Source organism: Paraburkholderia sp. RL18-085-BIA-A (assembly GCF_046027075.1).
Lineage (GTDB): Bacteria > Pseudomonadota > Gammaproteobacteria > Burkholderiales > Burkholderiaceae > Paraburkholderia.
The window spans coordinates 1-23,795 of record NZ_JARESU010000084.1; the positions used below are offsets into that span (position 1 = coordinate 1).

Sequence of the window (23,795 nt, forward strand, 5' to 3'; positions counted from 1 at the left end):
GGTGAAATTGAAAAAAAAGAAAAGGGGGCCTTGCGGCCCCCTCTCCTTATTCCTGAACCTTGCCTTCGGCTCGGAGGATAAAGCTGTGCGCCTCGTCCAGGAGCTTGCGAAGCGTCTGGATTTGGCCGTCCTGCACGAAGCTGGTGTTTTTCCATTCATCGCCGGACTTGTAGCTGCACTCGGTCGCGTGTTTCAGTTGCTTAGAGCGTGTTAGGAACTGCTGAGTACCGGAACCGCATGAACGAGCATAAGCATCGCGAATACTACGAAATGAAGACCGGCAAGGGTTTCGGGTAGTCGTTCATAATCTCGTGCGAGGCGGCGGAATCGGTTGAGCCAGCCAAAGCTGCGCTCGACCACCCATCGCCGGGGAAGCAGTACAAAGCCCTTTTTTGCTTCCTGCAGTTTAATCACCTGCAGTTCAATGCCTTCATCACGTGCCGCCTGTGCGACTTCTGCACCCGTGTATCCCTGATCCGCAAATGCCACCTTGACGGTGTGTCCCGTTACCTGTTGAACCTGACGCGCGAGTTCTTTTACCTGTGCGCGCTCCTGTTCATTGGCCGGTGTCACGTGCACGGCCAGTAACTGTCCCAAGGTGTCTACTGCAATGTGGACCTTGCTGCCGCGCTTGCGCTTGTAACCGTCATAGCCCGCGCGAGGACCACTCTCGCAGGTTGACTGCAATGTGCGGCCATCCAGGATGACGGCGCTGGGTTGCCCCTGCCGTCCCTGTGCCACGCGTATTATCGAGCGCAGGTCGCAGACCATGTTCTCAAAACAGCCCGCCTGTAACCAGCGTTGAGTCTGCTGGTACACCAGTTCCCACGGCGGAAAGTCATTGGGTAGCATCCGCCAGGGCGCGCCTGCCCGCGCGATCCAGCGTAATGCATCAAACATTTCGCGCAGTTTATATTTGCGCTGCGGCGCGCTGACGTCCATCAGCGTCAGATAGGGTGCCGCGAAGCTCCACTCTTCGTCGGACACATCAGTCGGGTAGCCCTTGCGGTTTGATCTTTTCATACCGCCAGGGTACCAGGTCCGACAGAAAGTGCCTAACACGCTCTAGTGCACAGGTCGCGGTGTAACGTGATAGCGCGGCAGTGTCAGTGGCGGCGGGTTTGAACGACGCCGCATGCTATCTGCCGTCCGCTTCGTCCCAGTGTCCGTTCCCGCACACGTTGCGGCCGTTCGAACTACACGGACGGCCGTCTCTTGTTGGCCGCGTCCGGAAGTACGCAGCTAGATCGAGCAGTCCACGGCTTCAATGTTGCCAACTTTTATAAACGAACTCGAGGTTGTAGCGATTGCGACGACCCTTGCCTGCGATTCCGACGCGCATCGACGGACGTTCAAAATCGCGCATCGATGCCCTTTCCTCAAACTTGCCCGACAGCCACCTGCGTTGCCGTGCCTGAAGATATGCCGACACTGCGGTAAGCTACCCTTCAATCGACGCACGGTATTTTAAAAGCATCACGCGCGCATCTTTTCGCGTGCTTCTGAAGATTTTCGATATCAGGCTCAACGGGGCGCGACGCGCCCGCTCATCCGGAACGGCACCATGCGCAACGACTCCTCTGGCAAGGTCGACGACCTGCTCGCAGGCGGCAGCCGCCATCATCAGATTTTTCCAACGCTGAACGAACGGCAGGTCGCGCTTCTCGAGCGATATGGCGAGCGCCGCCGCCTCAAAACGGGCGACGTCCTGTTCTCCCAGGGCGACCGGCATATTCCGATGTTCGCGATCGTCTCCGGGACGATCGAAGCGACGCGCGACTCGATGGACGGCTCGCACCCTATCGGTGTGCACGGTCCGGGCAGTTTCACGGGCGAAGTGGGCACGCTGGCGGGCCGCGCGGCCGTCGCAACGGCGCGCGCGCAATCGGATTGCGAAGTGATCGTCATCGACGAGGAGTCGTTGCGCGCGTTGGTGATCGCGGAAGCGGAACTGAGTGAAACGATCATGCGCGCGTATATCCTGCGACGGGTCGCGTTCATTCAGGACCAGCAAGGCGGCGTACTCTTGATCGGCAGCTCGGCCTCGGCCGACACGCATCGTCTGCGTCACTTTCTGAGCCGCAACGGACAGCCTTCCGCCTACTTCGATATCACCGAGCATGCCGAGGCGCGCGAACTGCTCGCACGTCATGGCGCGACGGAAGCCGATATGCCGGTTGTCATCACGCTGCAAGGCGCCGTGCTCAAGCGCCCGACGCACCGTGCCATCGCCGACGCGATCGGCCTGAGCCCGGACCGGCTGAACGGAGAGCGTTTCGATGTCGTCGTGGTCGGCGCCGGGCCGGCGGGTCTGGCGGCTGCCGTGTACGCCGCATCGGAAGGATTGCGCGTCGCGGTGCTCGACACGAAAGCGCCCGGTGGCCAGGCCGGCACCAGTTCAAAAATCGAAAACTACTTCGGTTTTCCGACGGGCATTTCGGGGCAAGCGCTCGCTGGTCGGGGTTTGTCGCAGTGTCGCAAGTTCGGCGCCGAGGTCGGCGTGCCGATCGAAGCGCTGGCAATCGAATGCAAGGGCGCCCCGCCGTTTCACATCAGCCTCAGTTACGACGAGCACGTCTACGCCCGGGCGGTCGTCATCGCGACAGGCGCGCGTTATCGCAAGCCGGCGCTCGACAACCTCGAAAACTTCGAAGGGCGCGGTGTCTACTACAGCGCGACCTACATGGAAGCGGCATTTTGCAGCAACGAGGAATTGATCGTGGTCGGCGGAGGCAATTCGGCCGGCCAGGCCGCAGTCTTTCTGTCGGGATTTGCGCGGCACGTGCACGTCGTGATTCGCGGCGATGGACTGAACGCGAGCATGTCGAACTACCTGATCAGGCGCATCGAGGCAGCGGCCAACATCACGTTGCACCTGCGCACGCAAATCGTCGAACTGCAAGGCGAGACCAGGCTCAATGGCATCCGGTGGAACCGCCAGGGCGAAATCGAACAGAAGGCGATCCGCCACGTGTTTCTGTTTCTCGGTGCTCAGCCCAGCACTGGCTGGCTGGGCGATTGCGTCGCGCTCGACAAGAGCGGCTTCGTGCTGACTGGCCCCGATGTCGATACGAAATGGACTTCCGAGCGGCCGCCGCACTTTCTGGAAACGAGTCGGGCCGGAATCTTTGCGGTGGGCGATGTGCGAAGCGGTTCCGTGAAGCGGGTTGCGGCCGCTGTCGGCGAAGGCGCGGCCGCTATCCAGTCGTTGCATCAATATCTGGCATTGGATGACTGACGCGCGGCGGGCGCCGTTCAGGCGTGTGGCGTTGCCGCAAAGCGTAGCATTCTTTCCGGCGTGCCGTCGCGTAGGACGAACTGGTGAAAGAGCACCGCCGCGACATGCAGGCAGACCGACGAGAAGCGCTCGGTGGTCATCGTTCCACCGACCGAGTACGTGGACTGGTTGTCGTGCAAATCCATCGACGAGGCGCGCTCGTTCCTTCGACCCTACCAGTCGAGGCGATGCACGCGGGGCCTTTTCCCCAGGCTCCGGTGCCGGCGCAAGTGATTGACAAGGGAATTCCGACAGCCGGTCTGCTTGCGCAGGTACCTACGCAGTCGGCAAGTCGACTCGAAGAGCTTTTACCTCATCACTGGCGCTCAGCGACGGCCTGACCCGCATCACTATCGTCAAGACGGGATCGCCAGCCGCTTACCATTGTGCTGCTTCTGATGCCGGCCAGCTAACCGTTGTCGTCTGGTTTGCGCGACGCACTTCGACGCGAATCTCGGCCGGGCGTGCGTCCTTCGTCTCGAGTGGGACCGGCACGAATGCCGGTGTTGTTGCCGACTGAAGTGTCACGTCGCTGCCCGCTGTCAGCGCAGTCACATTCCCTTCGGACCGTTCGACCCAGCGTCTGAGCAGATTGGCGCTGAGCTTGTGGTGCAGCGCGATGGCCGCAAGCGACACTCCCGGTCCCTGGCACGCGGCAACGACCTGGGTCTTGAACTCGTGGCTGTAGCGGCGACGACGACGCCGTCCCAGTGGTGCTTCTTCGATAGTGTTCACGTGTCCGCCTATTTGTGGATTGACCCCCAGAAGTTGGACGGTTAGATGGCTACGCCTGACCGAATTGAGTCCGATATTTCACAGGGCTCATGCCGTGCAATTTTAGCTTGATGCGATCATGGTTGTAGTACCGGATATAGTCCTTTATGTCGACCTCCAGCTCGTCAAGATTATCGAATTTGTTGAGGTAGAAGAACTCAGCTTTGAGGGTTCCGAAGAAGCTCTCCATGGCGGCATTGTCATAGCAGTTGCCCTTGCTCGACATGCTTTGTGTGATCGAACGGTTCTCAAGAAGGCGCCGGTACACTGCCATCTGGTATTGCCAGCCCTGGTCAGAATGTAAGATTAGTTTGTCGCTCTGCTTGAGCCGTCCAAATGCTTTTTTCAGCATCGTGCCTACCATGTCAAACAAAGGGCGCCGTGCCATTTGGTACGCAACGATCTCACCGTTGTAAAGGTCAAGAACAGGAGAAAGATAGAGCTTCTCGCCACGAACGTTGAATTCAGTCACGTCTGTTACCCACTTCTGGTTCGGCGACTCTGCGTCAAACTGACGTTCGAGAACATTTGGCGCAACTTGCCTACCTGGCCTTTGTAGGCGCGATATTTCTTAATTCGCACGCAGGACTTCAGTCGCAGATCAGCCATTAGACGCTGGATCGTCTTGTGGTTGACGGCGAGGCCCTCTTGCCGAATCGTAGCGGTGAGCGCCAGTAACCATATCGCCCTTTATGCCTGTCGAAGATCGTCTTAATCCGGGCCTTGAGGTCAGCATACTTGTCGGCTACCTGCAGCGCCTTCTGCTGATAATAAAAGGTGCTGCGTGCCAGGTCCGCTAACTTGAGCAGGCCCGCGAGAGGATATTGGTGCCTTAGTTCGATCACGATTTGCGTTTTTTGCGCTGCGCTTGCTGGGCGGTCGTCTGAACCAAGGCCTTGAGCTTTTTTAGATAGGCATTCTCCATGCGGAGGTTGCTCAGTTCATTTATCAATTCCTCGCGAGTTCGCCGGTCATCATCCTGTGACTGCCTCGGAGGTTCTTTGATCAACTGCTTTTTCATCTTTTTGCGGCGTAAGGAAGCGTACGGAGACAAGGCATCCAGTCCGCCCTGATCGTAGTTTTGCTCCCAGGTAGCAATAATATTGAAGTTCCGGATATCAAACAGTGCGGCGGCCTGCCGATAGGAGAGACCTTCGTCCCGCATACGCCGCAACACAGACAGCTTGAATTTTACGCTGTAGGCAGCCCGCTCCTTTTCCCTGACGCCGGCAGCACCATGCGAACGATAACCCGCCACCCATTTCCGTAGCGACGAAACATCCACATCATGGCGACGAGCAACGACTTTGAGCCCCGCCGTTCCCGAACAGTAATCCTTGACGACTGCGAGATTCGTCTCTTCCGTGTATTTGCCCACAAAACACCCTGCAGAAGTGTCCAACTTCTGGGGGTCAATCCAACTGGAAATGCACCCTTATCTGGTCATCAGCCCGCGGGCCGGATGTGAACTGGCATCGGCATGGAAGAGCATCATGGCCGATTTGTGGATTGGCAACATCGAGACAGGCACCAGCGATCAGGGATCAAGGAGTTCCTGACGAGGTATGGGTTCCTGCCCTTCGACGGCATCAGGCATATTCCAGGCGAGGGCTCACGACCCGCGGTGATGGTGAACTTCGAAGGCCTGGGTCCAGAAATGCTCCGTCGTCTGCAGGCCCGGGTGCGCAATATGTTCTGGAAAAACCGAAAAATCAGCGTCCGGGTATGAAGGACCGCTCCGAATGAACTAATCCCGAGTGGGGATCAACATGAGCATTTTTGATTGGCTGCGAAGCAATGACAACGCTTCTGCGAGTTGACCGCGAAAAGGCAGGAAGCAAACTCCTTTCAAAATTCCGCTCATCGCAATTTGCATGAGCATTCCGGCTGCCTTCAAGTCGTCGGACCATCTTCCGGTGTGAGTATTTGTTGAAGTCCGCCAAAACCACTAATTGTGTCCATAGTGGACGGCGACAATCATGTTGGCCGGTCGGTTTACCGACGAACATCTTGGCCGACCGGACGTCCTGCTTGACGCTGTCCAAAGTTAACCAAACACTCAATCCGCCGTCCACAAGTAAGCGTTGCTTCACGACCGTCTGTCCATAGGTGCGCGCAATCGGCAATCTAATTCCCACCAGATCAAGTGGGAACCAGACGATGGAAACGAAGGCAGTAGGTCGGCGACTTGGGTCCAAGAACTACTCGAAGGCATTCTGGGCGATGGTCGTAGCGCAATCAAACGATCCGGCCCGCTCCATTGCGGATGTCGCGCAGGAGCACGGTTTGAACGCCAACATGGTCGCGCGGTGGCGTCGCGCTCATGAGCGCGCCCAATCGACTACGCCTGCTCAGCCCACGGAGACGTTCATTCCCGTGCAGTTGCCCGTGCAGGGGCAACTGCCTTCAAGTCTCGTCGTCGAGTGTGGCGCCGTGCGGGTCCGCTTCGACGGATCTCTGGACCTGAGCGCGCTGCGGACTGTGCTGGTAACGTTGCGGTCGCCGTCGTGATTGGCCTGCCATCACGAGTGCAGGTCGATTCCACCAAACTTGTTCATGCTGGCCTCCTGTGCGTCACGTCGGTGTTCGCACCTCCGACTCTACGCCAGCCGTTCGAGTCGAACGGAGGGGGGCCGGCTATATGATTATCAGCGCCGTGACAAGTGCAGCAACCACGCAAACCTGGCTGTCGGTCTGCACAAGTGGTCGACACAGACGTAAGCGCCTTTGCCTGTTCAGGCGTCGTTCTTCGACAATGCATGAGAAGAAAGGCGCTAAAGACACTTCCCTAAAACCCAGACATTTCAGTCTGGCCTCGACAGCGCTCGATCAGTTCACGAATCAACGCCATGAACAGCGCACCGTCAGCACCGCGTCGGATCGGCTCCCATTCGTCGGCAATCGCAGCGTACCCGGTACAAATCGGATTGATCGCGATGAACCGGCCGCCCGCCTGCATCCGGTCGCGCCCGGTGAAGAGGGCGAACTTCTTCGGATTGGTGGCGCGCAGATGGGCAACGCACTTTTCGAGCATCGCGAACGCGACGCCCCACGACACGGGTTCGAACTGGGCGCTGCCGCGCTCAGCACCGGCTTTGCGCATTAGCGGCTGGATCGGCCGCGCTGGTGAATACTGCTTCATGATCCCCGACGAACCCTTCGCGCAGGTGCACGCGGATGCCGCGCCGGCCGCGCGCACACAGAATGAAAAGCTCGAGGTGAAACGACGACGTGTTAATGTGCGCGTGGCCTTCTATGAGCGATAGATGCAAAAGAAAAATCGCTATTTCATATCAAATCCATCGTCCCGGCCAATAAATGCGTTTGCGGGGCCGGCTGGCCTGCGACTCGCGCAGGGTCGCGCGGGGTCGATATCGCTGACATAATCGGTTTCCCAATCTCGCCCCCATGCTGAAGGAGCCCCAGTGAACAATCCAGCCGCCCCCTCCCCGAGCGACGCAATGCGTCGCGTCACCTTTCTCGGCCTCGGCGTCATGGGTCATCCGATGGCCGGGCATCTGGCGAAGGCCGGCCTCGAGGTGACGGTGTACAACCGTACCTGGCCGAAAGCCGAGCAATGGGTTTCCGAATACGGTGGACGCGCGGCGCGCACACCGCGCGAAGCCGCCGACGGCGCTGATCTTGTACTCGCGTGCGTGGGCAACGACGACGACCTGCGCAGCATCACGCTCGGCGACCAGGGCGCGTTCGCGGGCATGGCGCGTGGCGCGGTGTTCGTCGACCATACGACGGCGTCGGCCAACGTCGCACGCGAACTCGCGGACATCGCCGCCAGGCGAGAACTGCATTTCATCGACGCGCCGGTCTCCGGCGGCCAGGCCGGCGCGCAGAAAGGCACGCTGACCATCATGTGCGGCGGCGATACCACGGCGTTCGAACGTGCCGCGGCGACGCTTGACCACTATGCGGCGGCCGTCACGCTGATCGGCCCGGCAGGCGCAGGTCAGCTGGCGAAAATGGTCAATCAGATCTGTATTGCCGGCATGGTGCAGGGCCTTTCCGAGGCCATCAATTTCGGCGAGCACGCAGGCCTCGACATGCGGCTCGTGCTCGAGGTGATCGGCAAAGGCGCGGCCGCCAGCTGGCAAATGGAAAACCGCGGCACGACGATGATCGAAGGGAAGTTCGACTACGGTTTCGCAGTCGACTGGATGCGCAAGGACCTCGGCTTCTGCCTCGACGAAGCGAAGCGAAACGGCGCGTCGCTACCAGTCACCGCCCTCGTCGACCAGTTCTATGGCGACGTGCAGCGCCTGGGCGGCAACCGCTACGATACGTCCAGCCTCATCTGGCGCCTGCGCAAGCTCAACGCCGCCGGCTGACGCTTGCCGGGCGCCGGCCGAACGCGCCGCCTACCAGCGCGTCATTTGCGCCACCGCAACGGGCGGCGCAGGTGATGCCGCTCCAGCCTGACGGCCGCGCCCGCGTGTAGAAACGCGGGCATGCCGCCCAGCGCGACCCCTTCCTGCCGCTCGCGCTCTTCGTCGGCCTCGACCGTCTTGCCCGTATCGATGAAGAGCGCCGCCACGATACCCACTGCCAGCAGGCACGCAGAAATCGTGAACGGCACGTCGAAGCTGCCGGTCGTCTCGATCAGGTAACCGAACACGACCGGCGAGACCATGCCCGCCACGCCGAAACCCGTGTTCATCATGCCGCCCGCGGTACCCGCGTATTTGCCGGCGATGTCGAGTGGCAAGGTCCACAAGACGGGATTCGTGATCTCGAGGAAAAAGAACGACGCGGACAGGAACAGCACCGCCATCAGCGGATTGGTCGCGGATATCATCGGCAGAAGGAAGATCAGCGAGCCGCCCATGCCCACCACCAGCACGGCACACCGCGCAAAGCGCAGGCGTCCCGTGAGCCTGTAAAGCCGGTCCGACGCCACGCCGCCCAGAGTATCGCCGATCACCCCCGCGAGCAGCGGCAGTGCGGTGAAAAGCGCCAGTTGTTTGAGATCGAAGCCGCGTGACTCCTTCAGATACGAAGGCAGCCAGGTCAGGTAGACCCAAAGCAGCCAGCCGTAACAGAAGTCGACGAAAGTAACGAGCCACATCCGGCGGATCAGCTTGCGCCACGGCGTGGCCGTGTGTTTTGCGCGGTCGCAATCGCCGGTGCGATAACCGATCTCCGCAGTTTCCTCGGGCGTGATGCGCCGGTTCTGCTCGGGCGAGTTCGTGAAAACGCAGAGGTACAGCACCGTCCATGCGAGACTGGCCACGCCGAGCAGAATGAACGCATCGCGCCAGCCGCCCGCCACGACCACCGCGAGCACGAGTGGCGGCGTCACGGCGCCGCCCAGACGCGCGAAACTGTGCGTGATGCCCTGGGCGAAGCCACGCTCCGCAACCGGCATCCAGTAGGTAAATGCCCGCGTGGCGCTCGGAAATGCACCGCCTTCACCGATCCCGAGCGCGAATCGCAGCGCGACGAGCATCACCACACTGCCGGCGAACCCGGTGGCGAGCGTCGCCACGCCCCAGATTAACGACAGCACCGTCAGTACCAGTTTCGGCCCGTACTTGTCCGACAGCCATCCGCCGATGATCTGCATAAACGCGTACGGATACGCAAAAGCCGAGAACACGAGACCGAGCTGGACCGTCGTCAGCCCCATTTCGTGGCGAATCAGGGGGCCGGCCACGGCGATGTTCACACGATCGATGTACGAGATGAAATACATCAGGCACATGACGGCCAGGATGATGTGGCGCGTCTTCACACGCCGCTTGTGCGTTTCCATGCTGTCTCCTGTTTCTCTTATGTGACGACGGTGACGCCTTTGTCGGCTGTTGTGCCTGCGACGTCCGGAGTCGTTCGGTCAATAAGGCGGACTGGCTCCGCTCTCTCGCTCTCGTAGGTTTCTTCGCGCCTGCCGGCTATGCTGCGGCCGGCCCGTTCGCGGCAGCGGTCAGGGCGGCACCAGCTTGAGGCGCTGAACCTTGCCCGAAGGCCCGCGAGGCAGGTCCGCGACGAAGTGGAACGCCTTCGGTGTCTTGTAGCGGCCCAGTTCGCGCAGGCAGTGCGCATGCAGATCGGCTGCGTCGAGCGCGCCTTGTCCCATCCCGACGCGTGGCACGACGAAAGCCACGATCTCCTGGCCATACGCCGTATCCGGCACGCCGACCGCCGCTGCGTCCAGCACGCCGGGGTGCCTGAGCAACGCTTCGTCGATTTCGCGCGGCGCGATGTTTTCGCCGCCCTTGATGATCAGTTCCTTCGCCCGGCCATTGATGTAGAAATAGCCGTCGTCGTCGCGATACCCGAGGTCGCCGGTGCGCAGCCAGCCGTCGTCGGTGAATGCCGCACGCGTTTCCTCGGGCCGCTTGTAGTAACCGCTCATGACCTGCTCGCCGCGCAGTACGAGTTCGCCGCACTCGTGGGGTACGCACTCGTGGCCATCCCGCCCTATCACTTTCGCTTCGCCGCCCGAAGGCAGACCAATACTGCCGATTCTTCGCGACGCCGCATCATATGGATTGCTGAATACTGGTGCCGCCGTTTCGGTCATGCCCATGGTTTCGATGATGCCGATGCCGAAGCGCGCCTCGAACGCACGGTGATGATCGGCCGGCAGCGCCGCCGACGCACTGCGGCAGAACTTCAGCGCCGACAGATCGAACGCGCACCGTTCGTCGTTGTTGAGCAGATAGGCGACGATCGTCGGCACCACGTTGATCCACGTGCAGCCGTAGCGCGCGACGTCGCGCCAGAAGGTGCGCGCGGAAAAGCGCGACGTCATGACCACCGAGCCGCCGTGAAAGAGCGGCGCGATCAGCGTCACGACCAGACCATTGATGTGATAAAGCGGTAACGCAGCGAGAACCCTGTCGTCGTCGCCGAGCCGGTGTTCGGCGGTGATGTTCCGCGCGTTGGCCAGCAGGTTTCGGTGCGTCAGCAAGACGCCCTTCGGTGCGCCTGTGGTGCCGGATGTGTACATCAGCAACGCGACGCCGTCCGGGTCCGGTTCGCGCGTGGATGACAGGGCCGCATTGCGCCGGAGCACAGAGACGCGCGGCGCCGATGCTGGCTGGGCAGCGGCGCCTACGGTCGCTTCGGCCAGAGCCGGCTCAGTTTGCAGAGATGCGGGCGGCTCCAGCCCATCCGGTTCCGTTTGCACTAGCGCGATGTCGTGGGCACGAGCTTGTTCGTGCATGCCGGCGATGGAAACGGCGACAGATCCGCGCGTCTCGCGCCCGGCAAAGATCATGCGTGTGTCCGAATGCTCGACGATGTAGCGAAGCTGCGAAGGCTGGCACAGCAGATTGAGCGGGTTGGCGACAAGCCCGCTATACATCGCGGCAAGCAGCAGCCGCGCGGTCTGGATGCCGTTGCCCATGAACACCGAGACGACATCGCCAGGCCGCAGGCCGGCTTCGCGAAAATGCGCTTCCAGCGCGCGGCAGTCGTCCCGCAGCTCGCCGAAAGTCAACGCGTTCGCGCATGCACCGGCGACACTGTTCGAGGCACCGCTTTTCTCGCCTTCGGGAGCCGCCAGCAAGAACGGCTTATCTCGAAACTGCACAGCACGCGTGTCGATCAACGTGCGGATCGTCAGAGGCTGGCTCATCGACCGTATCTCCTGAAGAACTCGCCGAGCAGGTCTTCGGCCTCGGGCACGCGCTCCTCGATCGGGTACGCGACGCGCGTAATATTCAGGTACTGGCGAAAGTTCATGTTGCCGGAGAAATTGTTGCGGCCCCACGTTCCGCACCCCATCGACAGCGAGAACGGCAAGCCGTTATCGAAATTGCCGCCAGTCGCGAAGCAATGCGCCTGATTCACGATCACGCGCGCGACCGGCAACGTCGATCCAAGTAGCACCGCCTGCTCTGGATCGGTGGAATGCAGGCCGACCGAATGCCCGGCTCCCATGTAGGCGTAAATGCCGCGCACGATGCCGGAAGCCGCATCGAATGTGTCTGCGTGATAAACGGTTAGAACCGGCGCGAGCTTTTCGCCAGAAAACGGATAGTCCGCACCAAAGCCCGTTTCCTCCACCATCAGAAAGGCGGGGTTACGTGCGGCAATGTCATCGAGGCCCGCCGCGCGTGCAATCGATGCAGCAGATCTCGCGGTGCATTGCTCGGAGAGCTTGCCGTTCACCCACATGGCGGCCTGCAGCCGTACCTTTTGCGGGCCGTCGAGCAGCACGCCGCCACACGCGGCCAGTTCGCGCAACATGACCGGGTACACCGCCTCCTCGATCACGATGCTGTTCTCGGATGAACAGCTCGTCGCGTTGTCGAAGGTTTTCGAGCTGGCAATCTTGTGCGCCGCATCCTGCAGATCGGCAGACGCCGTCACGATCGAAGCTACGTTCCCCGCTCCTACACCAAACGCTGGCGTCCCGCTTGCATAGGCCATCCGTACATTCGCCTGCGATCCGGTTGCGACGACCAGATCGGCCTCGCGCATCAACTCAGCCGTGGCCGCCTTGCTGATCGGCGCAGGCAACATCTGGACGAGGTCCGCCGGCAGGCCGGCTTTGGCGAATTGCTCATGGATGAACCCGATCAAGAGCGCGCAGGACGAATAGCCCTTGGGCGAAGGCGCGACGACGACCGCGTTGCCGCATTTGAGGGCGTTGATGATCTTGTTGACCGGCGTCGCCGCGGGATTGGTCGATGGCGTGATCGCCGCGACCACGCCGACCGCGCGCGCTATCTCGACAATGCCAGTTGCCGTATCGCGCGCTATCACACCACTGGTCTTCTGTCCGTGCAGATCGCGCAGCAACCCGAGCGTCTTGCGATAGTTCTTGCGAAATTTGTCGTCCGCATTGCCGAGACCGGTGTCGTGCACCGCCAGTTCGGCAAGCCGCCGGTTGCGTGCGGGCTCCATGATGGCCCACGCTGCGGCGTCGGCGGCGGCATCGAGCACGTCTTGTCCTGCAAACTCGAACACGCGCTGCGCGGCACGGGCACGCGCGACCCGTTCTGCGACGCTGCGCCCGACTTCGCCGTCCACGCGCTCACGCGTTGCTTCGGCTTCTGTGGCCCTGACATTCATACGGTTCGCTCCAGGTGGAAAGCATTGGCAGTAGAACTAATCTAGCCAGCTGCGCCTGCTTCGGAGTCCCGTTTTTTGAACTATCCCCTGCACGACCTTCGCGAGAATCGAAAAGTGCAAAATTCGGGACTTTCCATAGTCCCGAAAACCGATCAGGTCGATGCACAATCCAGTTTATAAATCCGACGGTAAGGAGACGAAGTGTCGACTTCGAATCAATCGAATGCAGCGGCCGTGCGCGCGTTTCGCGTACTCGAAACGTTGGCGGAGGCAGGCGGTCCGCTCTCGATGACGGATCTCGTGCATGCGCTCGAGTTGCCGAAGCAGACCGTGCATCGCATCCTCGTGCAGTTGATGGACGCATGGCTCGTCACGCGCAGCGCGAACGGCCGGCTCTATGAATGCTCGCCGCGCGTGCGCATGCTCGCCGTCAACGTGCTGATGCATGCGGGCCCGGCAGCCGCCCGCCATGTGCTGCTCGAACAGCTGGTGGCGAAAATCGGCGAGACATGCAATCTGACGATGCTCTCAGGCAACGATGTGGTCTACGTCGACCGGGTGGAAACGGAGTGGCCGCTACGCATGCACCTTCAGCCGGGCTCGCACGTTCCTCTGCATTGCTCGGCAAGCGGCAAGCTGCTGCTCAGCTTTCTGCCGAAGGACCGGCGGGAACGGGTTATCGAAACCTTGCCGCTGCGCGCCTATTCGGAACGGACGATCACGAACCGCGAGGCGCTGCGCAAGGAACTGGTCACGACGCGGCGGCGCCAGCTCGCGATCAACAATCAGGAACATCTGCAGGGGCTCATCGCCATCGCCGTGCCCGTCATGCTGGACCGCAATCGTGCGTGTGCGGCCATTGCCGTTCAGGCGCCGGTCGGGCGGGTCGCGCTCGACGATCTGCTGGCCTTCCTGCCCGATCTGCGTCTCGCTGCAGAGGAAACCGCGAAAACCTTCCGGATGTAACCGCCGTTCAACTGGGACTAATGCACCGTCACGCACCGTCCTACAGCGGCTCGCCTCATTCCGAAAAACGGGACGATGCACGCCGGCACCTACGTCTCAAACACCCTAGATCCGCGAAAAGCCGCTTCGGGAAAGGCGCGCTGTACAATGATGTCGATCCATTTTCCGGAACGGAAGACATGATTAAAGCGGATACCCCTACCCTACGTGCGTTCGCGCTGCTCGAGCATCTCGTCGACGCTGACGGTCCGGTGTCGCTCGCCGACATCGCACAGGACGTCGATTTGCCGAAGGCTTCGTTGCACCGCATGCTGGCTTCGCTTGAGTCAGGCGGCCTCGTGATCCGCGAACCGGGCCAGAAGAACGCCTATGTGATTGGGCCACGCCTTGCGCAACTCGGTCTCGGCGTCATGATGCATTCGGGGGCGCGCCGGCTGCGGCATGCGATCCTCGCACATCTCGTCGCCGATCTTGGCGAGACCTGCAATCTCACGATGCTTCACGAAACCGAGGTGCTCTATCTCGACCGGATGGAAGCTCCGTGGCCGTTGCGGCTCGATCTCAAGCCAGGCTCACACGTGCCCGCGCACTGCAGCGCGAGCGGCAAGCTGCTGCTGGCGATGCTGCCGCGCGAGCAACGCAGCGCGATCGTGCGCACGCTTAAGCTCGAACGCTTCACGCCGAACACCATCACCGATCCCGAACTGCTCGAAGCAGAACTCGACCGCACCGCGCACAAGCGCATTGCGATCGACAACGAGGAGTTTGTGGCCGGCATCGCGTGCGTGGCTGCGCCGGTGACGAGTGAGAACAACACGTGCATCGCGGCAATCGCGGTCCATGCCCCGGTTTCGCGTGCGCCTCTGTCACGCGCGCTTGAATTCGTTCCGCGCCTGCAGGAAGCGGCGCGAGAACTCGCAAAAACATTCTAGCCGCTTACCCCTCGGGCCGCTGCGCGTACACGAGTTCCGCGAGCAGGCGCACACCGGCATCGATCTTTTCGAGCTTGATGGCGGAAAAGCCCATCCGGAAGCAGTGATTCTGCTCCAGTCCAGTCATGAAAAAGACGTGACCCAGTTCGATCAGGATGCCGTGGGCTTGCGTATCCTCGGCGAGCCTGGTCGCGTCGAGCCAGGGCGGCCCCTCGACCCAGCACGACGCACCGCCCCCAAGCGGCACGTAGCGCGCTTCGGGCAGATAGGTGTCGAGCGCCGCCATCAGCGCCTGCGCCCGCTCCCGATACGCATAGGCGAGCCGTCGCAATAGCGCGTCGTGATGTCCAAGTGCCAGGAAGGTCGCAAAGGCACGCTGAATATAGGCGGCCGGGTGGCGCACCATCAGGCGCCGCAGTGCGCGCAGCTCGCGCACGAGCTCGCGCGGCCCGACGATGTAACCGAGCCGTAACCCAGGCGCAAAGGTCTTCGACAGGCTGCCGATGTAGATCACGCGATCCGCCGTATCCAGGCTCTTCAATGCGGGGTGCGGTGCGCCGGAGAAGTTGTTCTCGCTCTCGTAGTCGTCTTCGATCAGGACGAAGTCATGCTCCTGCGCCAGTTCGAGGAGCGCATGCCGGCGCGCGATGGGCATGGTCGCAGTCGTTGGGCACTGGTGGCTTGGCGTGACGTAGACGTAGTCGCATTTCGCGAGCAGATCGGCGTCCTCGACCGAGCGCACACCGCCGCCATCAACGGGCAGCGGCTGCAGCCGCGCATTGCGATTCTCGAAGATATTGCGGGCATCCGGATAGCCGGGATTTTCAAAGCCGATCGTGGTCCGCTCGCTCGCCAGCAGGTCTGCAATGAGATACAGCGCCTGCTGGCAGCCAATCGTGACGACGATCTCATCCGGCATCGCAAAGACGCCCCGCCGCGGCAGCACGCGCGTGCGGATCTGCTGGATCAGCGTATCGTCGTCCCGCTCGATCAGATCCGGCGCCCAGTTGCGGATCTCCATGACCGAAAGCGCTTTTATACAGCATTCGCGCCAGTCATTCGTCGGAAACAGCGACTGATCGAACTGCCCGTAGATAAACGGGTACTCATAGCTCAGCCAGTTGCCCGGCTTGACGATATTGCGCTGCGCGGATGGGCGCCTGCGCACGCGCTGGTCCCAGTCCGGCCGCGCGAGCCCTTCGTTGGCCGCCTGGCTCGGGGTAGTCTGCAGCGGGGAGAATCCGTGGCGCCCCTCGAGTATGGCCGGATTGACGAAGTGCCCGCTGCGCTCGCGTGAGATCAGATAACCCTCTTCGACGAGCTGCTGGTATGCCAGCACGACCGTGTTGCGGGCAACGCTCAACTGGTCGGCCAGTTCCCGGCTGGATGGCAACGCGTGATCGGGCGGAAGTTGGCCGTCGAGAATCGCGGCCACCAGCATCTGGCGAATCTGGCCCTGCAGGCTCATGTTCGACTCGGGTGAACGCTGGAACCGCTGGGTCCACAAGGCCACCGAGGTACGACTAGACATGCCTTCTCCTGAGTTTTGAGGGCGGCAACCGCCCGCACCAATGCGAGCACCCCCATGGTGAACACGCCCGGGGGGACGGCTTTCCCGCACAAAGACCACGATTCGGGGACACCGACGGACCGACCCGTTTCAGACTAGCCAATGTGGACTCAACGATCAGCCTCGTCTGGCCCTAACCGGCTCTATTTTTTAATGACGATACTCGCATCAACCCTTTCCCCGCGATTGGGACAAGCCCCCGTCGGCACGCGTGAGATTCGCGTGTATCCCGCAAGGCTATCTTGGAGACCTACGATGAAAAGCGATCTACACCCGAAGTTGCCGCAATGGTTCAGCCGCCTGACGCGTTGCCTCACGGGCGCGGCGCTGGCTGCGCTTACGTGCCTTGCGGCGCAACCCAGCTCCGCTCAGGACAAGGAGGTCACGATCGCCTACCAGCAGATTGTCGACCCATGGGTCGTCGCGATCGCCAACGGCTCGATCGAGAAAGAGACCGGCTACAAGATCAAATGGCGGCAGTTCGAATCCGGCGCGAAAGTCGCGACCGCGATGGCCTCCGGGGACGTGAAGGTCGGCGTGATCGGCTCAAGCCCGCTCGCGGCGGCGGTGAGCCAGGGCGTCGATCTGCAACTCTTCTGGATTCTCGACAACATTAACCAGGCTGAAGCGATGGTCGTGCGCAACGGCTCCGGCATCACCAAACCGGCCGATCTGAAGGGCAAGACGATCGGTGTGCCCTTCGTGTCGACGACGCACTATCACACCATGTTCGCGTTGCAGCATTGGGGCATCAATCCGTCCGAGGTGAAGATCCTCAACATGCAGCCCAACCAGCTGGTCGCAGCGTGGGAACGCGGCGATATCGATGCCGCCTACGTGTGGGATCCGGCACTCGCTGAGTTAAAGAAAACCGGCAAGGTGCTGATTACTTCCGGCGACCTGTCAAAACTCGGCAAACCCACGTTTGATGGGATTGCCGTCGATCGCAAATGGGGCGAGGATCATAAGGACTTCATGGCAAAACTGGTGAAGGCGATCTCCGATGCAGACGATCAATACCGGAAGAACACCGCCCAATGGAATGCAACGTCGCCGCAGGCAGCAGCCATCGCGAAGATGATCGGCGGCTCGCCGGCCGATGTCCCGGAATCTCTGTCGCTCTACGCGTTTCCGACCATCCAGGAGCAGGCATCCGCGCAATGGCTGGGCGGCGGTAGTGCGGGTCGCGCAACCTTCGCGCTGAAGGATACGGCCACGTTTTTGAAGGACCAGAAACAGATCAGCGCGGTGTTGCCGGATTACTCGAAATTTGTGACCCCGGCTTATGCCGAGGCCGCGATGAAGCTCAAATGACGTAGACCGGTTCCGTCGAATCAGGAGGCAGTATGGAAAGCATGAGAGTCAAGAATGTGAGCGTGGTCTTTCCCGGGCGCAGTGCGGGCCAGACTGTGCACGCGCTAGACAACATCAATCTGACAATCAATTCCGGTGATTTCGTCGTCGCGCTGGGCGCATCGGGTTGTGGCAAGACCACACTGCTGTCGCTCATGGCGGGCTTCATCGCGCCGACCAGTGGCGACTTGCTGCTGGGCGGCACACCGATCGCGGGACCGGGCGCCGACCGCGGCGTGGTGTTCCAGAAGCACGCGCTGCTGCCATGGCTCAACGTGATTGATAACGCCGAATTCGGCCTGAAACTTCAGGGCGTGCCGAAAACGCAGCGGCGCGAGATCGCGGTGCGCAATCTGGCGCTGGTGGGCTTGCAGGACTTCCACAAACACATGATCTATCAGCTCTCCGGCGGGATGCAGCAGCGTGTCGGCATCGCCCGCGCGCTGACCTGCGACCCGGCCATGCTGCTGATGGACGAACCGATGGCCGCGCTCGATGCGCTGACCCGCGAAACGATTCAGGAACTGCTGCTGGACGTCTGGACCAAGACCAGCAAGATGTTCTTCTTCATCACCCACAGCGTCGAGGAAGCGCTTTTCCTGGCAAGCCACCTGATTGTGATGTCGCCCCGTCCTGGACGCATTACGCACACCTATGAGCTCGATTTCAATCGACGTTTTCTTGAGACACGCGACGCGCGTGCGATCAAGTCGAGTCCCGATTTCATTGAAATGCGCGAGCGTGTGCTCAGCATTATTTACGGCGACGAGAAAATGCACGCTGCCGAAGCAGAGGTGACGCATGTTTAGTTCAAAACGGGCTCATGTGCTTGCACACGGCCATCACGCGCCGCTGGGATCCGACACGCCGTTCGAGCCGCCGCGCACACCGGGTCGTCGTCCACGGCTTCTAGCCAAGAAGCCCGCCAAGCCAGGCGACACATTCGGCGTACCCGGCCAGGGCAGCAGCATCGTCACGAGCCTCGTGACGGTCGCCGCTTTCCTCGGGCTGTGGTTCGCCGCGACCAACCTTCACTGGATCAAGCCGCTCTTTCTGCCATCGCCACAGGCGGTGTATGCGAAGTTCATCCTGGTCGCCACCGAAGGCTTCGCCAATTCGACGCTCGCACAACATACCGGCATCAGTTTGCTGCGCGTATTCGGCGCCTTCGCGCTCGCCTGCGTGACCGCAATTCCAATCGGGGTCATGATGGGTGTGTCGCGCTTTGCGCGCGGCGTATTCGATCCGCCGATCGAATTCTATCGGCCCCTTCCGCCGCTCGCCTATTTGCCGCTCATCATCATCTGGTTCGGCATCGGCGAATTTTCCAAGGTCTTTCTGATCTATCTGGCCATCTTCGCGCCACTGGCCATCGCCGCGCGATCCGGCGTACGCTCCGTGTCGATCGAGCAGATTCACGCGGCCTATTCGATGGGTGCCTCGCGCACGCAGGTGGTCCTTTATGTGATCCTGAAGTCTGCGCTGCCGGAGATCTTCACCGGCATGCGGATCGGCATCGGCGTCGGCTGGACAACGCTCGTGGCCGCGGAAATGGTGGCGTCAACGAGCGGCCTCGGCTTCATGGTGCTCAATGCTGCCGAGTTCCTTGCCAGCGACGTGGTGATCATGGGCATTATCGTCATCGGCTTCTTTGCTCTATGCTTTGACCTGTTGATGCGTCACCTCGAGCGAGTGCTAGTCCCCTGGAAAGGCCGAGTTTGATCGCACAGGCTCGCCAATCCATATCGCCTACCGCCATCAGGAGAGAAGAGTCATGCGCGTGACCGTGTTCAAGGATCGATGTGATCGCGTTATTCAGATTGTGTTTGACGAAGATTGCACACGCGCGGTGGCATACCACCACGATGAGCCAGTCGGTGAGTTACGTATCAGCATTGACGACGATTCGTCGAATGCGGTTGCAACGTTGATGAATGTCTGCGTGGAACCTGCATACCGGCGTAGCGGTATCGCGCACACCCTCCTCGCCTACGCCAGCAGGGAAATCGGTCAGCCGATCAGGGTTGATCTGCCTGCATCGCCAGATTCATTTGCATTTGAAACACTTTTTCGCTGTCTTTCCAGTGACGGGATTCTCATCTCAGCGTGACGCGCCCGCGCTCCGTACTGACGGCGTTTTATGTGTTCGCCAGCTGAGCAGCGTCAATTATTTTTCGGGCGCGGAGGAACCCTGATCGGCAGGGACTACATCAGCGACAGGCGCAACGAGGGGACCAGCGCTCGTCCGGCCCCTAAACACGCCAGGGTATCGCGTGGCTCGCGCCCCCACCTGCCGCCGTGCAGCGTTATGCGAAAACGTGGACTCAGCGATTGACGCAAGCTGGCACTACTCGTTTGCATGTTTCGTCGGCAATACTTCAGCTGTCTGTTATCGCTGGAGACAGTATGAACCCCATCGTGGAAATACGGCCGTCGTTGCAGGTTCGTCATGAATCGCTGCGCATCGGCGGAGAAAAGATCCGGCGCGCGGAACTCATCGAGGTCTTCAATCCCTACAACAGCGAACTGGTCGGCACGGTGCCAAAGGCGACGCTCGCCGACGTGCAGCACGCCTTCGCCTGGGCGCGTGGATATCGTGCGCAGCTTACGCGTTACGAGCGCTCGCAGATCCTGCGGCGCGCGGCGGAAATCGTCCGTGAGCGCACCGAAGAAATCGCTGATCTGATCACTGCCGAGTCAGGCCTTTGCAAGAAAGACTCGCTGTACGAGGCGGGCCGCGTCAGCGACGTGATGACCTTCGGCGCCAATGAAGCGCTGAAGGACGACGGCCAGGTGTTCTCCTGTGATCTCACCCCACACGGCAAGAAACGCCGCGTTTACACACAGCGCGATCCCCTGCTGGGTGTCATCTCCGCGATCACGCCGTTCAACCATCCGATGAATCAGGTCGCGCACAAGATCGTGCCGTCGATCGCGACCAACAACCGGATTGTCGTCAAACCGTCTGAAAAGGTGCCGCTGTCCACGTACCTGCTCGCGGACATTCTTTACGCGGCCGGCCTGCCGCCGGAAATGCTTCAGGTCATCACGGGCGACCCGACGGAGATCGCCGACGAGTTGATTACCAATGAGCACGTGGATCTGATTACGTTTACGGGCGGCGTGCCGATCGGCAAATACATCGCCAGCAAGATGGGTTATCGACGCGCCGTACTTGAACTCGGCGGCAACGATCCGATCATCGTGATGGAAGACGCTGATCTGGACGAGGCCAGCACACTCGCCGTCTCGGGCTCTTACAAAAACTCCGGCCAGCGCTGCACGGCGATCAAACGGATGCTTGTGCATGAGGCGGTGGCCGACCGTTTTGTCGAACTGCTCGTAGAAAAGACCCGCGCCATACGTTACGGCGATCCCGCCGATCCGAAAACGGACATGGGCACTGTCATCGACGAGCCTGCGGCAAGGTTCTTCGAAGCGCAGGTCAACGATGCGGTGGGCCGCGGGGCGAAACTGCTGTACGGCAACATCCGCGACGGTGCGTTGTATTCGCCGACTGTCGTCGATCACGTCACGCCCGACATGCCACTCGTCAAATACGAGACCTTCGGACCGGTGTCACCGGTGATCCGCTTTCGCGATATCGAAGATGCGATTCGTATTTCTAATTCGACCGACTATGGTTTGTCTTCGTCGGTGTGTACGAACCGGGTTGACTACATCACACGGTTTATTGCCGAGTTGGAGGTCGGCAGTGTGAATGTGCGGGAAGTGCCCGGTTACCGGCTCGAACTGACGCCGTTCGGCGGGATCAAGGATTCCGGGCTTGGCTACAAGGAAGGCGTGCAGGAAGCGATGAAAAGCTTCACCAACGTGAAGACGTATTCGTTGCCGTGGAGCTGAACGGTCGAAGATACTATTTCGGGTACAAAACGTCCCGTTTTTTGAATTTTATCTCTTGACCAGCACGGCGCGTTTGCTCTACATTTCAGACAGACATTATTTTTTTGGAACCATTCGTTCCATTTTTTATAAACCGGAGACAGCCCTCATGAGCGATCACTCACCCATCAGCGGCCCGCAGGCCATGACCCCCTCGGAAGCTTTTGTCGAAACCCTTGCCGCCAACGGCGTGACCGACATGTTCGGCATCATGGGCTCCGCGTTCATGGACGCCATGGACATCTTCGCCCCTGCCGGCATCCGCCTCATCCCCGTGGTGCACGAACAGGGCGCCGGCCACATGGCCGACGGCTACGCTCGCGTGTCCGGCCGGCATGGCGTGGTCATCGGCCAGAACGGCCCCGGCATCAGCAACTGCGTGACCGCCATCGCCGCGGCCTACTGGGCGCACAGCCCCGTGGTCATCATCACGCCCGAGGCTGGGACCATGGGCATTGGCCTCGGCGGCTTCCAGGAAGCGAAGCAACTGCCAATGTTCCAGGAGTTCACCAAGTACCAGGGCCACGTCACTCACCCCGCGCGCATGGCCGAGTTCACCGGCCGCTGCTTTGACCGTGCCCAGGCCGAGATGGGGCCCACCCAGCTCAATATCCCGCGCGACTACTTCTACGGCCAGATCAAGGCTGAGATTCCGCAGCCCCAACGTCTGGACCGTGGCCCGGGCGGCGATCAACGCCTGAATGAAGCCGCCGAACTGCTCGCGCAGGCGAAATTCCCCGTCATCATTTCCGGCGGCGGCGTCGTCATGGCCGATGCGATCGAGGAGTGCAAAGCGCTCGCCGAGCGCCTGGGCGCCCCTGTCGTCAACAGCTACCTGCATAACGACTCCTTCCCGGCCAACCATCCGCTGTGGTGCGGTCCGCTCGGCTACCAGGGCTCAAAGGCCGCCATGAAGCTGATCGCCCGGGCCGACGTCGTCATCGCCCTCGGCTCGCGGCTCGGGCCGTTCGGCACGCTGCCTCAGCATGGCATGGACTATTGGCCCCAGAACGCCAAGATCATCCAGATCGATGCCGACCACAAGATGCTCGGTCTGGTGAAGAAGATCTCCGTGGGCATCTGTGGCGACGCGAAAGCCGCCGCCATCGCCCTCACCCAGCGCCTCGCCGGACGTACCCTCGCCTGCGACGCCTCACGCGAGGAGCGCGCCGGCCAGATCGCCGCCGAAAAGGCGGCCTGGGAGAAGGAGCTCGACGGCTGGACCCATGAGCGCGACCCCTACAGTCTCGACATGATCGAGGAGCAGAGTCACGAGCGCACGCCAGGCGGCGGCCGCTACCTGCACCCTCGCCAGGTGCTGCGCGAGCTCGAAAAGGCCATGCCCGAAGACGTGATGGTCTCCACCGACATCGGCAACATCAACTCCGTGGCCAACAGCTACCTGCGCTTTAACAAGCCACGCAGCTTCTTCGCCGCGATGAGCTGGGGCAACTGCGGCTACGCATTCCCGACCATCATCGGCGCCAAGGTCGCCGCGCCCCATCGCCCGGCCGTTTCCTACGCCGGCGACGGTGCATGGGGCATGAGCCTGATGGAAACCATGACCTGCGTGCGTCACAACATCCCGGTCACCGCCGTGGTCTTTCACAACCGCCAGTGGGGCGCGGAAAAGAAGAACCAGGTGGATTTCTACAACCGCCGCTTCGTCGCCGGCGAGCTCGATAACCAGAGTTTTGCGGAGATCGCTCGCGCGATGGGGGCGGAAGGCATCGTCGTGGACAATCTGGAAGATGTGGGCCCGGCACTGAAGCGCGCCATCGACCTGCAGATGAACCACGGCAAGACCACCATCATCGAGATCATGTGCACCCGTGAACTCGGCGACCCATTCCGCCGCGATGCGCTGGCCAAGCCGGTGCGCCTGCTGGACAAGTACAAGGACTACGTCTGATTCACCTGTTGTCTGGGTGTCCGGGCTCAGGAGGGAATACCGCCTGAGCCCGGCAGGCCGGAAACGGGGCTT

The 23,795-nt window shown here is 61.2% G+C and carries 23 protein-coding genes and 1 pseudogene; 14 read left to right on the top strand and 10 right to left on the bottom strand.

Annotated features, from left to right (window positions below; genetic code table 11):
• Positions 1-214: hypothetical protein (locus tag P0D89_RS35720; RefSeq protein ID WP_408365393.1), on the top strand; the 214-nt coding region annotated here is incomplete at its 5' end.
• Here the strand turns inward: P0D89_RS35720 and P0D89_RS35725 are convergent.
• A complete protein-coding gene (locus tag P0D89_RS35725; RefSeq protein WP_408365391.1) occupies positions 211-1,023 on the bottom strand; it encodes an IS5 family transposase in 813 nt (270 codons plus the stop codon). The two genes, P0D89_RS35720 and P0D89_RS35725, sit on opposite strands and share 4 nt — an antisense overlap.
• A gap of 541 nt (positions 1,024-1,564) precedes the next feature.
• On the opposite strand from P0D89_RS35725, the gene P0D89_RS35730 reads away from it, so the two are divergent.
• The gene (locus tag P0D89_RS35730) at positions 1,565-3,238 is read left to right on the top strand and encodes an FAD-dependent oxidoreductase (protein WP_408365389.1); all 1,674 of its coding nucleotides are present in this window, start codon (positions 1,565-1,567) and stop codon (positions 3,236-3,238) included.
• 17 nt (positions 3,239-3,255) lie between these two features.
• Here the strand turns inward: P0D89_RS35730 and P0D89_RS35735 are convergent, their stop codons facing one another.
• The 4 genes from P0D89_RS35735 to P0D89_RS35750 all read right to left on the bottom strand — a co-directional run bounded on the left by P0D89_RS35735 (position 3,256) and on the right by P0D89_RS35750 (position 5,429).
• Complete coding sequence (locus P0D89_RS35735; protein WP_408365399.1) at positions 3,256-3,423, bottom strand: hypothetical protein; 168 nt, start codon at positions 3,421-3,423, stop codon at positions 3,256-3,258.
• A 232-nt stretch (positions 3,424-3,655) separates the two neighbouring features.
• Entirely contained in the window at positions 3,656-4,012 is a 357-nt protein-coding gene (locus tag P0D89_RS35740) for a transposase (RefSeq protein ID WP_408365387.1), read from the bottom strand.
• 49 nt (positions 4,013-4,061) lie between these two features.
• A complete protein-coding gene (locus P0D89_RS35745; protein WP_408365395.1) occupies positions 4,062-4,619 on the bottom strand; it encodes an IS3 family transposase in 558 nt (185 codons plus the stop codon).
• A 273-nt stretch (positions 4,620-4,892) separates the two neighbouring features.
• Positions 4,893-5,429 carry a helix-turn-helix domain-containing protein gene (locus tag P0D89_RS35750; protein ID WP_408365385.1) on the bottom strand — a complete coding sequence of 179 codons (537 nt, stop codon included), beginning with the start codon at positions 5,427-5,429 and terminating at the stop codon, positions 4,893-4,895.
• 102 nt (positions 5,430-5,531) lie between these two features.
• On the opposite strand from P0D89_RS35750, the gene P0D89_RS35755 reads away from it, so the two are divergent.
• Together P0D89_RS35755 and tnpA are read left to right on the top strand one after the other, a co-directional pair.
• Positions 5,532-5,780 carry an RNA-binding protein gene (locus tag P0D89_RS35755; RefSeq protein ID WP_408365383.1) on the top strand — a complete coding sequence of 83 codons (249 nt, stop codon included), beginning with the start codon at positions 5,532-5,534 and terminating at the stop codon, positions 5,778-5,780.
• Positions 5,781-6,211: 431 nt separating this feature from the next.
• A complete protein-coding gene (tnpA, locus tag P0D89_RS35760) occupies positions 6,212-6,562 on the top strand; it encodes an IS66-like element accessory protein TnpA (protein ID WP_408365381.1) in 351 nt (116 codons plus the stop codon).
• A 313-nt stretch (positions 6,563-6,875) separates the two neighbouring features.
• Here the strand turns inward: tnpA and P0D89_RS35765 are convergent.
• Positions 6,876-7,217 (bottom strand): annotated as a pseudogene (locus tag P0D89_RS35765) (formate dehydrogenase); the annotation flags it as partial.
• Here P0D89_RS35765 and P0D89_RS35770 point away from each other — a divergent pair.
• The gene (locus P0D89_RS35770) at positions 7,192-7,317 is read left to right on the top strand and encodes a hypothetical protein (RefSeq protein WP_408365397.1); all 126 of its coding nucleotides are present in this window, start codon (positions 7,192-7,194) and stop codon (positions 7,315-7,317) included. The pseudogene P0D89_RS35765 and the gene P0D89_RS35770 sit on opposite strands and share 26 nt — an antisense overlap.
• A 195-nt stretch (positions 7,318-7,512) precedes the next feature.
• Positions 7,513-8,394 carry an NAD(P)-dependent oxidoreductase gene (locus P0D89_RS35775; protein ID WP_408365379.1) on the top strand — a complete coding sequence of 294 codons (882 nt, stop codon included), beginning with the start codon at positions 7,513-7,515 and terminating at the stop codon, positions 8,392-8,394.
• A gap of 41 nt (positions 8,395-8,435) precedes the next feature.
• Here the strand turns inward: P0D89_RS35775 and P0D89_RS35780 are convergent, their stop codons facing one another.
• The 3 genes from P0D89_RS35780 to sauS all read right to left on the bottom strand — a co-directional run bounded on the left by P0D89_RS35780 (position 8,436) and on the right by sauS (position 13,087).
• Positions 8,436-9,818: an MFS transporter gene (locus tag P0D89_RS35780; RefSeq protein ID WP_408365377.1), complete on the bottom strand. Its 1,383-nt coding sequence runs from the start codon at positions 9,816-9,818 to the stop codon at positions 8,436-8,438.
• A 168-nt stretch (positions 9,819-9,986) separates the two neighbouring features.
• Complete coding sequence (locus P0D89_RS35785; RefSeq protein WP_408365375.1) at positions 9,987-11,645, bottom strand: AMP-binding protein; 1,659 nt, start codon at positions 11,643-11,645, stop codon at positions 9,987-9,989.
• Positions 11,642-13,087 carry an acylating sulfoacetaldehyde dehydrogenase gene (sauS, locus tag P0D89_RS35790; RefSeq protein ID WP_408365373.1) on the bottom strand — a complete coding sequence of 482 codons (1,446 nt, stop codon included), beginning with the start codon at positions 13,085-13,087 and terminating at the stop codon, positions 11,642-11,644. Before sauS ends, P0D89_RS35785 begins: the two co-directional genes overlap by 4 nt.
• A gap of 201 nt (positions 13,088-13,288) precedes the next feature.
• Here sauS and P0D89_RS35795 point away from each other — a divergent pair, with 201 nt between their 5' ends.
• Positions 13,289-14,053 carry an IclR family transcriptional regulator gene (locus tag P0D89_RS35795; protein ID WP_408365371.1) on the top strand — a complete coding sequence of 255 codons (765 nt, stop codon included), beginning with the start codon at positions 13,289-13,291 and terminating at the stop codon, positions 14,051-14,053.
• 179 nt (positions 14,054-14,232) lie between these two features.
• Positions 14,233-14,985 (top strand): IclR family transcriptional regulator, encoded by a 753-nt coding sequence (locus tag P0D89_RS35800; RefSeq protein WP_408365369.1) that lies wholly within the window; start codon positions 14,233-14,235, stop codon positions 14,983-14,985.
• A 4-nt stretch (positions 14,986-14,989) separates the two neighbouring features.
• Here P0D89_RS35800 and pdxR read toward each other — a convergent pair whose 3' ends face one another.
• On the bottom strand, positions 14,990-16,516 hold the full coding sequence (gene pdxR / locus P0D89_RS35805) for a MocR-like pyridoxine biosynthesis transcription factor PdxR (RefSeq protein ID WP_408377955.1): 1,527 nt from the start codon (positions 16,514-16,516) through the stop codon (positions 14,990-14,992).
• Between the two features lie 294 nt (positions 16,517-16,810).
• Here pdxR and tauA point away from each other — a divergent pair, with 294 nt between their 5' ends.
• The 6 genes from tauA to xsc all read left to right on the top strand — a co-directional run bounded on the left by tauA (position 16,811) and on the right by xsc (position 23,723).
• Positions 16,811-17,869 (top strand): taurine ABC transporter substrate-binding protein, encoded by a 1,059-nt coding sequence (tauA, locus tag P0D89_RS35810; RefSeq protein WP_408365365.1) that lies wholly within the window; start codon positions 16,811-16,813, stop codon positions 17,867-17,869.
• Between the two features lie 32 nt (positions 17,870-17,901).
• Positions 17,902-18,717, top strand: coding sequence for a taurine ABC transporter ATP-binding protein (locus P0D89_RS35815; RefSeq protein WP_408365363.1), 816 nt, complete (start codon positions 17,902-17,904; stop codon positions 18,715-18,717).
• Positions 18,710-19,630, top strand: coding sequence for an ABC transporter permease subunit (locus P0D89_RS35820; protein ID WP_408365361.1), 921 nt, complete (start codon positions 18,710-18,712; stop codon positions 19,628-19,630). The genes P0D89_RS35815 and P0D89_RS35820 overlap by 8 nt, the downstream gene beginning before the upstream one ends.
• Before the next feature lie 52 nt (positions 19,631-19,682).
• Positions 19,683-20,018 (top strand): GNAT family N-acetyltransferase, encoded by a 336-nt coding sequence (locus P0D89_RS35825; RefSeq protein WP_408365359.1) that lies wholly within the window; start codon positions 19,683-19,685, stop codon positions 20,016-20,018.
• A gap of 296 nt (positions 20,019-20,314) precedes the next feature.
• The gene (gene phnY, locus P0D89_RS35830) at positions 20,315-21,772 is read left to right on the top strand and encodes a phosphonoacetaldehyde dehydrogenase (protein WP_408365357.1); all 1,458 of its coding nucleotides are present in this window, start codon (positions 20,315-20,317) and stop codon (positions 21,770-21,772) included.
• Positions 21,773-21,920: 148 nt separating this feature from the next.
• Positions 21,921-23,723, top strand: a complete 1,803-nt coding sequence (gene xsc / locus P0D89_RS35835) for a sulfoacetaldehyde acetyltransferase (RefSeq protein ID WP_408365355.1) — start codon at positions 21,921-21,923, stop codon at positions 23,721-23,723.
• The last annotated feature ends 72 nt before the right edge of the window (positions 23,724-23,795 follow it).